At 72.7% G+C, this 14764-nt stretch carries 13 protein-coding genes; 2 read left to right on the top strand and 11 right to left on the bottom strand.

Translation table 11 applies throughout. From position 1 onward, the window contains the following. Positions 1-64: 64 nt before the first annotated feature. The 5 genes from AC24FB_RS02735 to AC24FB_RS02715 form a co-directional block, all read right to left on the bottom strand. On the bottom strand, positions 65-1354 hold the full coding sequence (locus AC24FB_RS02735; RefSeq protein ID WP_425712909.1) for a TRAP transporter large permease: 1290 nt from the start codon (positions 1352-1354) through the stop codon (positions 65-67). Continuing rightward, on the bottom strand, positions 1351-1833 hold the full coding sequence (locus AC24FB_RS02730) for a TRAP transporter small permease (protein WP_425712910.1): 483 nt from the start codon (positions 1831-1833) through the stop codon (positions 1351-1353). Before AC24FB_RS02730 ends, AC24FB_RS02735 begins: the two co-directional genes overlap by 4 nt. A gap of 134 nt (positions 1834-1967) precedes the next feature. Continuing rightward, positions 1968-2879, bottom strand: coding sequence for a TRAP transporter substrate-binding protein (locus AC24FB_RS02725; protein WP_425712911.1), 912 nt, complete (start codon positions 2877-2879; stop codon positions 1968-1970). Between the two features lie 257 nt (positions 2880-3136). Then, positions 3137-3550, bottom strand: a complete 414-nt coding sequence (locus AC24FB_RS02720; protein WP_425712912.1) for a YccF domain-containing protein — start codon at positions 3548-3550, stop codon at positions 3137-3139. A gap of 169 nt (positions 3551-3719) precedes the next feature. Continuing rightward, the gene (locus AC24FB_RS02715; RefSeq protein ID WP_425712913.1) at positions 3720-7286 is read right to left on the bottom strand and encodes a hydantoinase B/oxoprolinase family protein; all 3567 of its coding nucleotides are present in this window, start codon (positions 7284-7286) and stop codon (positions 3720-3722) included. 126 nt (positions 7287-7412) lie between these two features. Here AC24FB_RS02715 and AC24FB_RS02710 point away from each other — a divergent pair, with 126 nt between their 5' ends. Next, the gene (locus AC24FB_RS02710) at positions 7413-8117 is read left to right on the top strand and encodes a hypothetical protein (RefSeq protein ID WP_425712914.1); all 705 of its coding nucleotides are present in this window, start codon (positions 7413-7415) and stop codon (positions 8115-8117) included. Here AC24FB_RS02710 and AC24FB_RS02705 read toward each other — a convergent pair. The 3 genes from AC24FB_RS02705 to AC24FB_RS02695 form a co-directional block, all read right to left on the bottom strand. Next, positions 8057-10018, bottom strand: coding sequence for a heavy metal translocating P-type ATPase (locus tag AC24FB_RS02705; protein ID WP_425712915.1), 1962 nt, complete (start codon positions 10016-10018; stop codon positions 8057-8059). The genes AC24FB_RS02710 and AC24FB_RS02705 overlap by 61 nt on opposite strands. A 35-nt stretch (positions 10019-10053) precedes the next feature. Beyond that, positions 10054-10293: a heavy-metal-associated domain-containing protein gene (locus AC24FB_RS02700; RefSeq protein WP_425712916.1), complete on the bottom strand. Its 240-nt coding sequence runs from the start codon at positions 10291-10293 to the stop codon at positions 10054-10056. Positions 10294-10486: 193 nt separating this feature from the next. After that, positions 10487-11236, bottom strand: coding sequence for a Crp/Fnr family transcriptional regulator (locus tag AC24FB_RS02695; RefSeq protein WP_425712917.1), 750 nt, complete (start codon positions 11234-11236; stop codon positions 10487-10489). A 348-nt stretch (positions 11237-11584) separates the two neighbouring features. Between AC24FB_RS02695 and AC24FB_RS02690 the strand changes: the two genes are divergently transcribed. After that, positions 11585-12157: a hypothetical protein gene (locus tag AC24FB_RS02690; RefSeq protein WP_425712918.1), complete on the top strand. Its 573-nt coding sequence runs from the start codon at positions 11585-11587 to the stop codon at positions 12155-12157. A 271-nt stretch (positions 12158-12428) separates the two neighbouring features. Here AC24FB_RS02690 and AC24FB_RS02685 read toward each other — a convergent pair whose 3' ends face one another. The 3 genes from AC24FB_RS02685 to AC24FB_RS02675 all read right to left on the bottom strand — a co-directional run bounded on the left by AC24FB_RS02685 (position 12429) and on the right by AC24FB_RS02675 (position 14724). Then, a complete protein-coding gene (locus AC24FB_RS02685) occupies positions 12429-13157 on the bottom strand; it encodes a DUF998 domain-containing protein (RefSeq protein WP_425712919.1) in 729 nt (242 codons plus the stop codon). Positions 13158-13304: 147 nt separating this feature from the next. Further along, positions 13305-13724 carry a nucleotide pyrophosphohydrolase gene (locus AC24FB_RS02680; RefSeq protein ID WP_425712920.1) on the bottom strand — a complete coding sequence of 140 codons (420 nt, stop codon included), beginning with the start codon at positions 13722-13724 and terminating at the stop codon, positions 13305-13307. Positions 13725-13764: 40 nt separating this feature from the next. Continuing rightward, positions 13765-14724: a TetR/AcrR family transcriptional regulator gene (locus AC24FB_RS02675; protein WP_425712921.1), complete on the bottom strand. Its 960-nt coding sequence runs from the start codon at positions 14722-14724 to the stop codon at positions 13765-13767. Positions 14725-14764 lie beyond the last annotated feature (40 nt).

Here is a 14764-nt window from a genome sequence, read left to right as displayed (position 1 = left end):
TCCTTTCGTCGGTGCGGAGCCGCGGGACGGCCTCCGCGTCTGTGCGGGTGGAGCAGGTGGAGGGTCAGAACAGCAGACCGGGCAGAGCGGTCGTCAGCGCCGGTACGAGCGTCGTGAGGAGCACGACCGCGAGGTAGACGGCGATGAACGGCGCGGTCTCCTTGACCAGGGGAAGGAACGAGACGCGGGCGAGCTTCGTCGTGACGAAGAGCAGTGCGCCGACCGGCGGAGTGATGAGACCGACCATGAGGTTGACGACGATCATCGCGGAGTAGTGGATCGGGTCGATGCCGAGTTCGATGGCGCTGGGCAGCAGGACCGGCACGAAGATGAGGATCGCCGGAATCGCGTCCATGACCATGCCCAGGACGAGGAAGAACAGCATCGTCAGCAGGAGGAACGAGAACGACCCGAGGCCCGCATCTACCACGAGCTGGTCGATCCTGCTGCCCAGCCGGGTGAGCGCGACGATGTAGGTGAACCCGGCGACGGCGGCGAAGATCATCATGATGGTCGACGCGAACTGTGCCGTCTGGGTGAAGACGTCGAACAACGACCGGAGATTGAGCGACCGGTAGGCGAGGCCGAGCAGCAGCACGTAGGCGGATGCGAGGATCGAGATCTCCGTGACGGTCGCGAACCCCCCGATGACACCGGCGATGATGAGCACCGGGGTGAGAAGTGCGGGCACCGCGCGCAACGTGACGGTGAGCAGGCCGTCCTTCCGGTAGGGGTTGACCGCCTCCGTGTCGGGGATCCGCTCGGTGCCGCGGCTGCGCACGGCCACGACGACGATGAGGCCGACGATGAGAAGGATGCCCGGGCCGATGCCGGCGATGAACAGCTGCCCGACGGACAGAGAGGTCACGAGTGCCACGAACACCATCGGGACGCTCGGCGGGATCACGGGGCCGAGAATGGCGGAGGACGCGACGACCGCCGCTGAGAACTCCTGTCGGTACCCGGACCGTCGCATCATCGGCAACATGGCGGAGCCGATCATCGACGCCGCAGCCGGGGCGGACCCGCTGACCGACGAGGCGAAGGCGCTCGAACCGATGACCGTGTGTGCGAGCCCTCCCTTGATGCCGCCGATGAAGTACATGAGGAAGGCGACGATCCGCTCGGTCAACCCTGCCTGCGACATGAGTGAGCCCATGAGGACGAAGAACGGGATGGCGAGCAGCTCATAGGAGTCGACACCGGCCGCCACCTGCGTCGGAAGCACGGTGGCCGAGCCGAGGTCGCCGGCGAAGAGAGTGACGAGGACCGCCGCGAGCATGGCGATGAAGATGGGGGCGCCCAGCGCCATGAGCGCGAACATCGTGACGAAGAGGATGGCGATCTCGGTCATGACGTCTCACCGGCTTCGGGTTCTGCGATCGCCGGCCCTTCCGCGGCATGGAGGCTCCGGAGGAGGCCGAACAGCACGAGGAAGAGACCGAGCACCGGGACGGCGAGGTACGCCCACCCGGTCGGGATGCCCAGCTGGATGTACTGGATGCTCATGCGGTCGAGCGCCACGATCGCCCCTGAGACCAGCAGGACGACACCGATGAGGAGCTCGATCACGCGTGTCAGGTAGGCGCAGGCAGTACGTAACGCCGCAGGAACGCGGTCGACGACGAAGTCGACGACGAGGTGCTCACGCAGCCCGATGGCGGCGGACGCACCGATCATGATCACCCAGGTGATGAGCAGCCTGCTGAGGTCGTTGACCCAGATCCAGCCACCCATGACGGGCCGTGCGCCGATCTGGACCACGTTGATGACGAACAGGGAGAGCAGCAGGCCGCCCGAGATCGCAGCCAGGCCGTGGGATACCCGTCGCACGAGTGCGTCGCGCCTCGTCGGACGGTGCCTCGGTGATGCCGATGGGTCGGAGTCCATCGCCTCTCCTTCGAATCAGTGTTCGTGCAAGCGCTTGCACATGGGGCGGGCGTTCTTCGCCCGCCCCTCCCGGTGCCTCAGGCGGCGTCGGCGTGCTCGGCCGCCAGCTCCTCGACCATGTCGAGAGTGCCCTCGGGCCACAGGTCGCCGTCGAACTGGTCGAACTCGCCGTCCAGCTCCTCGCGGAAGGCGTCGACGTCGACGTCGACGACGGTCATGTTCTCCTCGATGACCTCCATGGCGGACTCGAGCTCGGCACGCGTGGACTCGGTGACGTCCTCGCCCGCCTGCTCCATCTCCTCCTCGAGGATGGTGCGGTGCTCCTCGCACATGCCCTGCCACAGGTCGTCGTTGAGGTACCAGGCGCGCACGTCCCGGATGTAGTCCGTCGGCATGTAGTAGTCCTGGACCTCGTAGATGCTGTTGTTGACGACGGCAATGGATCCGGTCTCCTGGGCGTCGACCACGCCTTGGCGAAGAGAGAAGTACAGGTCGGACAAGGCGATGACCTGAGGTTCGGCCCCGAGAGCCACGGCGAATGCCTGAGGGATCGGTGCGTCCGCGATTCGGATTCTGAGCCCCTCCATCTGGTCGGGGGTCTCGATCGCGCGATTCGCGGTCAGGGCTCGGGGCTCGTTGTCCCCTGACGCATCGACGACTCGAACGCCGGTGGCCTCCGCCGCCTCGTCGAAGAGCTCGGCGAACTCCTCCGTCTCCAGGACCGCCTCGAACTGCTCGTAGCTGTCCCACAGGAACGGCACGGTGAGCGCCGTGAACGCCTCGGCACCCTCGAGGGTCGAGTACGTCGAGATCGTCTCGTAGTAGGCGTCGATCTCCCCGCTCGCGACGCCGGCGTAGGCGTCGTTCATGTCTCCGAGTTGACTGTCCGGATAGATCTGGACGTCGACGTCACCGTCCGTGCGCTCGGAGACGCGCTCAGACAGCTCCTCGGCTGCGATCGTCCCTGGGTCGTTGGCAGTTCGAATCATGGCGACTCGCAGCGTGGTCGGCTCGCACTCGCCGCCGCCCGCCCCTGAGTCCCCGCCGCCGTCGTCGCCGGTGAGGAAGCCGCAGCCTCCCAGGGCCAGTGCCCCGCCTGTCGCCACTGTCAGAACTCGTAGTCGTCGCATGGTGTCCCTACCTCCTTGTCGGGTGGTGGGAACTTTGCATGCAAGCGCTTGCACGTCAAGGTCTCAGGGCGAGGTTCTTGGTGTGTCGCAGATGTGCCGGGCCGGTCGGGGCGCAGTCAGCGCCCCGGCGCCGCGGCGAACGGGTCCTCGGCCCGGCTGCGCACCGGCACGATGTGCGTGCCGAACGGGAGGAAGGCGAGCGGCACCATCTTCCAGCACGCGATCCCGAACGGGATGCCGACGATCGTCAGGCAGAGCAGCGCCCCGGCGAACAGGTGGACGATCGCCAGCTCCCAGCCGAGGAGGACGATCCAGATGATGTTGGCGACGACGTGCAGGATGCCGAAGTCCCGTCGGAACTCCGCGCGGCGACCGAACGGCCAGACGACGTAGCCGGCGAGCCGGAACGACGCGATGCCGAACGGGATCGTGATGATGAGGAGGCAGGCGATGATCCCCGCGATCACGTAGAACAGGAAGAGCCAGAACCCGGCCAGGACGAACCACAGGATGTTGCCGAGGATGCGCATGGCACCACGGTAGGTGCGGGTCGCCCGGCGGTGTCGGCCGACGACGACGAGCGACATGCACGACGCCGAACTGCACGCCCGACCATCGCGGCCCTGAGCCGCACTCTCGACCAGTCATGGCTCCCAACCGCAATCTCGACGAGCACCAACCGCAGTCTCGGTGAACGGGCTAGGGGCGGCCGAACCCGCCGCCCCCGGGGGTCTCGACGACGAGTACGTCGCCGGGTCCCACCTCGACCGTCGCGACGCCGCCGAGCTCGACCAGCTCGCCGTCCGCGCGCTCGACCCGGTTCCGCCCCGGCGCACCCGGGGACCCGCCGGCCGCACCGAACGGGGCCACGCGCCGGTTGCCGGTGAGCAGGCTGACGGTGGTCGGCTCGAGGAAGCGGATCCGCCGGACGCCGCCGTCCCCGCCGCGCCAGCGCCCCGCGCCGCCGCTCCCGTGCCGCACCGCGTAGGACTCCAGCAGCACCGGCAGGCGCCACTCGAGGACCTCGGGGTCGGTGAGCCGCGAGTTCGTCATGTGGGTCTGGACCGTGTCGGTGCCGTCGAACCCGTCGCCCGCGCCGGAGCCGGACGCGAGGGTCTCGTAGTACTGGAACCGCTCGTTGCCGAACGTCACGTTGTTCATCGTCCCCGCGCCCTCCGCGAGCACCCCGAGGGCGCCGTACAGCGCGCTCGTCACCGCCTGCGACGTCTCGACGTTGCCGCCGACCACCGCTGCGGGGTGCTCCGGCGCGAGCATCGACCCCTCCGGCACGACGATCCGCAGCGGCCGCAGGCACCCGTCGTTGAGCGGGATGTCCGCCTCGACGAGGGTGCGGAACACGTACAGCACCGCGGCCCAGGTCACCGCCGTCGGGGCGTTGAGGTTGGTGCCCAGCTGGGCGGAGGTGCCGGTGAGGTCGATCGTCGCCTCGCGCGCCTGGCGGTCGACCTCGATGCGGACCCGGATGTGCGCGCCCGCGTCGGTCTCGTAGTCCCACGTCCCGCCGCTCAGGCGGGCGACGGCGCGGCGCACCGACTCCTCGGCGTTGTCCTGGACGTGCCCCATGTAGGCCTGGACGACCTCGAGCCCGTAGCGCTGGACGAGCGCCCGCACCTCGCTCACGCCGGTCGCGTTCGCGGCGACCTGGGCACGCAGGTCGGCGAGGTTCGTCGCCGGGTCGCGCGAGGGGTAGGGCCCCGAGGTGAGCAGCTCCTCGGTCGCGGCCTCGCGGAAGCGCTCGTCGTCGACGAGCAGCCAGTCGTCGAACAGGATCCCCTCCTCGTCCACCGTCGTCGACGTCGCGGGCATCGAGCCCGGCGTGAGCCCACCGATCTCCGCGTGGTGGCCGCGCGAGGCCACGAGGAACAGCAGCTCGGTCCCGTCGTCGTCGAAGACCGGGGTGACCACGGTGACGTCGGGCAGGTGCGTGCCCCCGTGGTACGGGTCGTTGACGGCGACGACCTGCCCGGGACGCAGCCGGTCCCCCCGGCGCCGCAGGACCTCCTGGACGGTGGCGCCCATCGACCCGAGGTGGACCGGGATGTGCGGGGCGTTGGCCACGAGGTGCCCCGTCGGGTCGAACAGGGCGCACGAGAAGTCGAGCCGCTCCTTGATGTTGACCGACTGCGCGGTCGCCTCGAGCCGCGCGCCCATCTGCTCGGCCACCGACATGAACAGGCTGTTGAACACCTCGAGCATGACCGGGTCCGCGACCGTGCCCGCGGTCGGGGCCTCGCGCGGGCTCGACCGCTCGAGCAGCAGCGCGCCGTCCTCGAGCACGCGGGCCCGCCACCCGGGCTCGACGACGGTCGTGGAGTCCGGGTCGGCGACGATCGCCGGTCCCTCGAGCGGGTCGGCGCCGATCCCCGCCCGACGCCGCAGCGGCACCTCGCGGGTCGTCCCGCCCACGTGCATGGTCACCTCGGCGGTGCCGCCGCCTGCGGCGTCGTCGGCGGCGATCGTCGGCCGGGGCGAGCGGACGACGGCCTCGACGGACACGGCCTCGACGACGAGCGGGCGGTCGAGGAGGAAGGAGTACGTGCGCCGGTGCTCCTCCTCGAACGCGGCACGCATCTGCGCGGGCGGGCCGAGCGGGACCTGCACGGCCGTGTCGGTGCGTTCGTAGCGCAGGTGCGCCCGCGCGGAGACCGCGACCTCGCCCGACGCCTCACCGGCCACCGCGCCGCGCGCCTGACCGGCCAGCTCCTCGGCGACGGCGCTCAGCGAGGGGGCGGCGTCGTCGTCGAGGACGGTCTCGACCGAGGTCTCGCGGATCGCCGTGACGTCGGCGAGTCCCATCCCGAGCGCGGACAGGACGCCGGCCATCGGCGGGACGAGGACCGTGGAGATGCCCAGCGCGTCCGCGACCCGGCAGGCGTGCTGGCCGCCGGCGCCGCCGAAGGTCGTCAGAGCGTGGTCGGTGACGTCGTGGCCGCGCCGGACGGAGACGTGCTTGATGGCGCCGGCCATCGTCGTGACGGCGACGTCGAGGAACCCCTCCGCCACCTCCTCGGGGGTGCGACGGTGGCCGGTCTCCTCGGCGAGCCGCTCGGCCAGCTCGGTGAACAGCCGGTCGACGACCTCGCGGTCGAGCGGCTCGTCCCCGCCGGGGCCGAAGACGTGCGGGAAGGAGTCCGGGTCGATCCGGCCGAGCTGGACGTTGGCGTCGGTGAGCGTGAGCGGGCCGCCGCGGCGGTAGCAGGCGGGCCCGGGGTCGGCGCCGGCCGAGTCCGGGCCGACCGTCAGCCGGCCGTCCGTCACGTGGAGGATCGATCCGCCCCCGGCGGCGACGGTGTGGATCGCGAGCATCGGCGCCCGCAGGCGGACGCCCGCGACCTCGGTGTGGAAGTCGCGCTCGAGCTCCCCGGCGTGGTGGGAGACGTCGGTGGAGGTGCCACCCATGTCGAAGCCGACGACCCGGTCGAGCCCGGAGCGCGCCGAGAGCTCGGCCATGCCGACGATGCCGCCGGCGGGGCCGGACAGGATCGCGTCCTTGCCGCGGAAGGTGTGGGCCTCGGTGAGGCCGCCGGAGGACTGCATGAACAGCAGCCGCACGCCGGGCAGCTCGGCGGCGACCTGGTCGACGTACCGGGCGAGGACGGGGGAGAGGTAGGCGTCGACGACCGTGGTGTCGCCGCGCGGGACCACCCGCATGAGTGGGCTGACCTCGCTGGAGATCGAGACCTGCCCGAACCCGAGGCGGCGCGCGAGGTCGCCGATCGCCCGCTCGTGCTCGGGGTGGAGGTGGCTGTGCAGGCACAGGACGGCGACGGCGTCGATGCCGTCGGCCCGGGCGCGGGCCAGCTCGGGCTCGAGGCCGGCCAGGTCGGGCGGCGTGAGCACCTCGCCGTGGGCGGTGATCCGCTCGTCGACCTCGATGACGCGGTCGTAGAGCATCTCGGCGAGCTCGATGCGTCGCTCGAAGATGTGCGGCCGCTCCTGGAAGCCGATCCGGAGCGCGTCGGCGAACCCGCGCGTGACGACGAGGGCGGTGGGCTCGCCCGTCCGCTCGAGCAGGGCGTTGGTGGCGACCGTGGTGCCCATGCGGACGACCTCGACGTCGTCGGCGGGCACGGGCGTCCCGGGCGCGAGGCCGAGCACGTGCCGGATGCCGGCGACGGCGGCGTCCGCGTAGCGGTCCGGGTCGTGGGAGAGCAGCTTGTGCGAGGCGAGCGATCCGTCCGGGCGGCGGGCCACCACGTCCGTGAACGTCCCGCCGCGGTCGATCCAGAACTGCCATCCCGTCATGGCGCGAGCCTAGGCGGGCGATGCGCCGGCACATGCCCGCCTCGGGCCGGGCGTCGCGCTCGGTCGTGCCACCTACCCTGGTGGGAGACCCGCGCGAGCGCACGGGAGCCGATGCGGAGAGGTGACATGTCGACGACGACGAGGACCGGTGCCCTGGCACTCGGGACGGCCGGGCTGCTCGCCGCCGCCGGGTGCGGGGCCGGCGCGGAGGAGGCGGTGCCTGCGACCGACGCCGACGGCCTCGCGACCCAGGCCTGCGCCCTGGCGATCGAGGCGAGCGCGACCCCGGTCGACCAGTGGCAGGGATTCATCGGCGACGAGACGCAGGCGGAGGTGCTCATGGTCGCCGGTGCCTCCGGCATGCTCGGCGCCACCACCCAGGCCCCGCTCCCGGGGTACGAGGACCTGCTCGAGGATGCGACCTCGGTGCACCAGGGGATCTCGCGGATCGACACCGAGATGATGACCGAGGGCCTCGACGGCCTGGTGGCCGCCTGTGAGGAGCGCGGCCTGCCCGACGGCGAGGTCGACGTCGCGGAGGAGTCCCGCGTCGCCTACGCGTGCGCCCTCGTGACGGCCGTGAGCGACGACGGTCGGTCCGCCGAGGAGTGGTTGACGATCGGTCCGGACGCGCCGGACGAGGACGCCGTCGTCATGGCACAGGTGGGGGGCTTCTCCGGAGTCATGGGCGGGATGAACGGCCACATGGTGCCGGGGCACGACGAGCTGTCGCGGGCGGCCGAGGGTGCGGTGCGCGGGCTCATGACGATTCACACCGAGGAGCTGGACGAGTCGGTCGACGCCGGCGCCGCGTACTGCGCGACCCTCTGACCCGACGCCGCCGGGGCGTCCGTGTCGGAGCCCGCCGCCCGCCGCAGGCGCAGCAGCCGCATGGCGTTGACGATGACGACGAGCACCGAGGCCTCGTGCACGAGCATCCCGATCGCCATCGTCACGCCTCCGGCGAAGACGCCGGCGAGCAGAGCGGCGACGGTGATCAGCGCGATCGCGATGTTCTGCCGCATGACGGACACCGTGCGCCTGGCCAGCCCGATCGCCTCGGGAAGCCGCAGGAGGTTGTCGCCCATGAGGGCGATGTCCGCGGTCTCGACGGCGACGGCCGAACCGGCCGCCCCCATGGCCACCCCGATGTCGGCGGTGGCCAGGGCGGGGGCGTCGTTGACGCCGTCGCCGACCATCGCGACCGTGTGCCCCTGCTCCTGCAGGTCGCGCACGGCGTCGAGCTTGTCCTCCGGCAGCAGGCCGGCGCGGACCTCGTCGACGCCGGTGGCCCGCCCGATCGCCTCGGCCACGAGCGGGGCGTCGCCGGTGAGCATGACGACCGTCTTCACGCCCGCCTCGTGCAGCTCGCGCACCATGCGGGCGGCGTCGGTGCGGACGCGGTCCGCGACGGCGACGACCCCGACGACGGCGTCGTCGACCGCGACGATCATCGGCGTGCGGCCGGCCGACGCGAGGCGGTCGGCCTCGGCCGCGGCCCCGACGGCGTCGGGGACGTGGAACTGCTCGAGCAGGGCGGCGTTGCCGATGAGCACCCGGCGGCCGCCGGTCCGTGCGGCGATGCCCTTGCCCGGGACGGGTTCGGTCGACTCGGGCAGGCCCGGGGTGCCGAGGTCCTGCTCCCGGGCGGCGTCGAGGATCGGCCGGGCGAGCGGGTGCTCGGAGCCGGCCTCGCCGCGGGCGGCCCAGGCGAGGATGTCGTCCTCGGACCAGTCCGGGTCCAGGGAGACGACGTCGGTCAGGTGCGGGGTGCCCTCGGTGAGGGTGCCGGTCTTGTCCACGGCGACGGCGTCGATCCGTGCGGAGGTCTCGAGGTACTCGCCGCCCTTGATGAGGATGCCGTCCCGGGCGGCGCGGCCGATGCCGGCGACGATGGCCACCGGGATCGAGATGACGAGAGCGCCCGGGCAGCCGATGACGAGCAGGGTCAGCGCGAGCACGACGTCGCCCGTGACGAGGCCGGCGAGCAGGGCGAGCACCATGATGCCCGGGGTGTACCAGCGGGAGAACCGGTCGATGAACGCGGCGGTCCGGGCCCGGGCGTCCTGGGCCTCCTCGACGCGGTGGATGATCCGGGCGAGCGTGGTGCCCGCGCCCACTCCGGTGGCCTCGACCTGGAGGAACCCGCTGCGCGAGATCGTGCCGGCGAAGACCTGGTCCCCCTCGGTCTTCTCGGCGGGGATCGACTCGCCGGTGATGGAGGCCTCGTCGAGCGCCCCGGTCCCGCCGACGACGATGCCGTCGACGGGCACCCTGGCGCCGTTCTTCACGAGCACGGTCTCGCCCGTGGCGACGGCGGCGGCCGGGACCTCGACCTGCTCGCCGTCGCGCAGGACGACGGCGACGTCGGGGGCCACGGCGACGAGCTCGGCCAGTGCCGAACGCGTCTTGTTCATCGTCCTCGCCTCGAGGGCGTGGCCGAGCGCGAACAGGAACGTCACCGCGGCCGCCTCCCAGACCTGACCGATGACCAGCGCGCCGGCGGCGGCGACGGTGACGAGCAGGTCGATGCCGATGGTGCGCACCATGAGGGCGCGGAGCGCCTTGACGGCGATCGGTGCGCCGGCTACGACCGCCGCGGCCGCCATGAGGATCCGGCCGGCGAGCAGCGAGCCGAGCGCGTACTCGGCGACGAAGGCGGTGGCGATGAGGACGCCGGCGGCGACAGGGACGCCCCAGGGGCCCCGCCACCGGCTGCGCATCGTGCTCATGTGAGTGTTCTCCTCCCCAGCGGTGCCGGGCGCCGTCAGAACGCCGAGAGCGTGGCCGTGTAGCCCGCCCTGGCGATCGCCGCGACGACGTCGTCGGTGGAGGTGAGCGCGGGGTCGTGGTCGACGACGACGCGTGCGGAGGTGAAGTGCACCGTCACGTTGTGAACGCCGGGCAGGCGGCCGACCTGCTTCTCGATCTTCGCCACGCACGAGGGGCACGAGAACCCCTCGGCGCGGAAGGTGGAACGGGTGGTGGGGGTGGTCGTCGTGGTCATGACTCGTGCCCTTCTCGTCGGTGCGGGTGCTGATGTCCCTCACCGTAGGAAGGCGCGCCCGAGGGCAACATGACGCGCGTCAATCAACCGCGAACGGCCCTTCCGGGCGGGGGAGACCGGTCGCCCACCCGGTCACGACCCGCTGCCGTGCGGGTCCTGGCCGCGGCCGCGGGATCGACGCCGGGCGCGCGGGTCAGGCGGCGTCGCGGACGGCGGCGAGCCGGTCGATGTCCGCCAGGGCGACCCAGCGGCGGCCCGACTCGACGAGGCCGTCCCGTCGCCAGCGGCTGAGCAGCCTGCTGACGGACTCGGTCGCCGAGCCGGTGAGCGCCGCGAGGTCCTCGCGGCCGAGCGGGGCCTGCAGGAGCGTCATCCCCTCCCAGGGTTCGCCGATCTTCTCGGCGAGGACGAGCAGGGCCGCGGCGAGCCGCTGCTCCAGCGGCGCCCCGGAGAGCAGGTGGACAGACTCGTGCGCCTCGGCGAGCCGCTGCCCGATCCGGTGGAGCGCGGCGACGGCGACTCGGGGGAGCTCGTCGACGAGCGCGGCGAACTGCTCGCTGCTCACGTGCAGGAGGCAGGTGAAGGTCAGCGCGCGGGCGTCGTCCGGGTAGGTGCCGACGCCGAGCGACGGCAGTGCCCCGAACGACTCGCCGGGTCCGTGCAGCCCGAGCAGGGTCTCGCGGCCGTCGATCGCGGTACGCGAGACGCGGCTGAGGCCGGCGGCGGGGATGAAGAGACGGTCGGCGGGATCGCCCGAGTGATAGATCGGCTCGCCCGCCGCGTAGTGCCGTGCGCGGAAGTGGGTGTCGACGGCGGCGAGCTCGGCGGGAGGGAGGCCGGTGAACAGCGGGTCGCGCCCGAGCACCGCGAGGCGGAGCTGCGGGGTGCAGGCGTGCGGGTCGATGACCGGCTCGGTGAGCGGGGTGTGTCGCCGCTCGGTCATGGCTCCTGCCCTTCGTGTCCGTCCCGGTGCCGTCCGCTCCGGTGGGCCCGTGGCCAGGATAGGAGCCCGATCAGGAGTTCTGGGCTCGTTGTCCCCGTGGTCCCGTCCGGATCCTCGGCTCTCGGCCCCACGCATCCCGACCCCCGGTCCTCGCTGCCGCGACCCCGCAGCTCTCGGCACCCCGCGGCCGGCGGTCTCCCTGCCGGGAGGCGCCTCTCACGGAGATGACAGGTCGCTCACGACGGTGTCCTCGGTGCCACAGATCGGGTCGGCACAGTAGAGGTCATCAAGGAGGACGGCCACAGGGCCCGTCCCGGGACCGGCCGCAGGGCCACGAGAGGACAGACCATGAGCAAGAAGATGTGGATCACCACCGGCACGCTGGCCGCGGCCGCGATCGTCGCCGGCAGCTCGGTGGCCATCGCCGACGGCGAGTCCGCGTCGGAGTCGGCCTCCGGCGGCGCGACCACGAGCGCGGACGGCCGCGAGCTGCGCGTGCTCCCGCAGCTCTCGACGCCGCTGCTCTCGGCCCCCTCGGCCGTGGACCCCGCGGACCCGCGGAGCAACACCTCCGCCGTCACCGCCCACTCGGCCGACCGCACCCCGAGCGCGCCGTCGACCGCCTCCCCGGTCTCGGCCCAGTCGCCGGTCTCCGCGCAGTCCCCGGTCTCGGCCCCGAGCCCCGTCTCGGCGCCCTCCCCGGTCTCGCCGGTCAGCCCGGTCTCCGCCCCGTCCGCGCCGAGCCCCGCTCCGGCGCCGCGCCAGCAGGCCCCCGCCCCCGCGCCGGCCCCCGCGCCCGTCCCGGCTCCCGCGCCGGCCCCGGCGCCCGTCCCCGCGCCGAACTACTCGGCCGACTCGGGCGTCTCGGCGGCCTCCGGGTGGTCCGCGGAGTCGGGGTGGTCGGCGGACTCCGGCGACTGACCGCGGCACCGACGGGCCGCCGGGGCTGAGCGAGCGCTCGGACCGACGACCCTCGGTGATCCCCACGGATCGGCGGCGACGTACCGGTTCGCTCCCCCCGGGCGAACCGCGAGGGCCCGTCCGGACCGACCATCAGGTCGATCCTGACGGGCCCTCGTCGTCGTGGCGTCCACGTGCAGACCGGCACACGGAGGAACGTCCGGAAGGACGGTCGAGGCTGACGACCTGGTGCCGACGCGCAGGCCCTCGACGGTCGGCCGTGCTCGTCCAGTCAGGCGTACTCGTGCGACCCGGCCCCGTGCGCGAGAGGTGCGTCCGGGCGCGACGCGCGCCTCCGGCGTCGGGCCTCGAGGAGAAGCGTGATCCCGAGGATCGACGCCCACAGCGGCAGCGGCCACAGGGTGAGGCGCTCGGGGATCGACCAGTTCCGGTCCATCGAGACGAGGGTGACCGTGACGATCGCGGAGCCGAGGCAGAACACCCCGATCCCGACCCCGAGCCCGCCGACCGTGCGCAGCACCCCGCTCTCACGGGCGAGCTGGAACGCCAGCAGGGTCGCGGCGGCCGGGGCGAAGAAGAAGATCGGCACGGAGACGAGCGAGTGCAGGTCGATGATCGTGTTGATCGGGACGAGCGCCGTGCCGATCGCGCTGAGCCCCGCGCAGACGAACAGCGCCCGGGTGACGGCGCGCAGCCGGGACGGCGGGAGCGCGGTGCTGACGAGCCACGCGCCGGTCGCGAGCAGGATGCCGAACGCGGCGAACGCGCCGTTCATCAGCGGGTGCCACGGCGAGCAGACCTCGACCCAGCCCCACCGGTAGGGGATCCACGCGCAGGCCGACGCGCCCAGGTCGGAGATCGTGTGGGTGAGGAAGGAGAACGGGGCGGTCACCCGCGAGGCGACGACGATCTCCACCAGCCAGTACAGCGGGAGGATCGTCCACAGGGCGGCGCCGAGCAGGGCGGCCCTGGGGATCGGTCGGGTGGGGGCGCCGGGCACCTGGTCTCCTCGTGCTCTCGCGCCGGACGGTGGTCGGCGACTCGTGGCGAATGCGAATGCGGTTGTCGGGACGGATGACGCCCGCGGCCGTGCTCGGTCCAGGTTCGTCGGCCCGCGGGTCGTGGTCAAACGACGGTCGCGGGAAGTTCAGCCCTGCTCGTCCGGCGTCGTGCTCGTCGTCGTGCCCGTTTCTGCGGTCGGGCCGTCCGGCCCCGGCAGGTAGGCGGTGTACTTCGCGTTCGACCCACGGGCGAGCTCGGCCGGGTACTTCGCGGCGTTCGCCTCGATCTTGGCCTCCCACGCCGCACCGAGGTCGAGCCCGAGGCTGTCGGCGGCCTGCACGAGGTAGGACAGGACGTCGGCGAGCTCGTCCCCGAGGGCGCGTGCGCCGTCGGGGGTCGCGGCGAGCGCGTGCAGCTCGTCGTCCGTGCGCCACTGCGTGAGCTCGGCCAGCTCGCCGACCTCGCCGACGAGGGCGAGGACGAGGTTGCGGGGGGAGTGGAACTGCGCCCAGTCCCGCTCGTCGGCGAAGGTCCGCAGGGAGTCGCGTACGTGCTCGAGGTCCATGAGGCCGTTCTACCGTGCCGGGCTGGTGCGGGGGTGGCGGCTACTCGAGCCCGTTCGCCCGCCGCGCCATGTGCTCGCGGATGCCGCGCAGGTGCCGGTCGACCATGCGTTCGATGCGCTCGTGGAGGTCGGAGGCCCCCGGCAGCGCGGCGGGGTGCGCGACGAAGGCCAGGTACATGGCGGTGCCCTCGACCGAGGCGATGAGGTCGGTCGCGTCCTCCTCCGTCGGCTGGTGCTCGCCCTCGGCCCGCTCGAGCAGCGTGACCGTCAGGTCGCGGATGCTCGCCCCGATCGTCTCCTGCCAGATCGTGTCGAAGACGTCGGGGTAGATCCGCGCCTCGATGTTGAGCCGGTAGAGCGCGGGTCCGAACGTGCCGCCGTACTGGGAGATCCGCCGGTTGGCGGCGAAGATCAGCAGGTCGCGCACGGTCGGGGCGTCGGCACCGTCCGCGTCCGGCGCGACGACCGTCACGTCGACGTGCTTGAGGGCGTCGATGAGGAGCGCCTGCTTGTCCGTCCACCGCAGGTAGATCGAGGACTTGCCCAGGCCCGCCTCCGCGGCCACGGCATCGAGCGAGAGTCCGGCCCAGCCGCGCTGGCCGAACAGCTCGAGCACCGCGGCGAACGCCTTGCGCTCGGCGTCGGCGTTGCGCGGCCGCCCGGGTCCGCGGCGCGGGGCCACGACGGGGGTCCGCCGCGCCATCCGCGCACGACCCGCGCGGGCCTCGCTCGGGTCGAAGTGGTACCCGCCGGGTGGCGGCAGGCGGTCGCCCGCGGCGAGCCACGGCTCGAACGGGCGGCCGGAGATCGTCGCCCGGCGTCGCGAGGGGCGGTTGTCCTCCGGGTGCGGGTCGAGCTCGGTCGGGGAGAGCGGCTCGCGCGTGGTCGGACGCGGAGGAGCAGAGGCGGCGGGTGGCGCCGGGGGAGGCTGCGTGGCGGGCGCGGTCGTGCGCGTCCACGGCAGGGGCCGGCGTCCGGGGGGAGTGCTCTGGTCGTCCATCGGGATCCTCGTTCTGCGCGGTCCCTCGGTCCGTCGGGGG

This window comes from Georgenia sp. Z1344, assembly GCF_057652375.1.
This window is presented reverse-complemented; position numbering and strand designations above follow the sequence as displayed.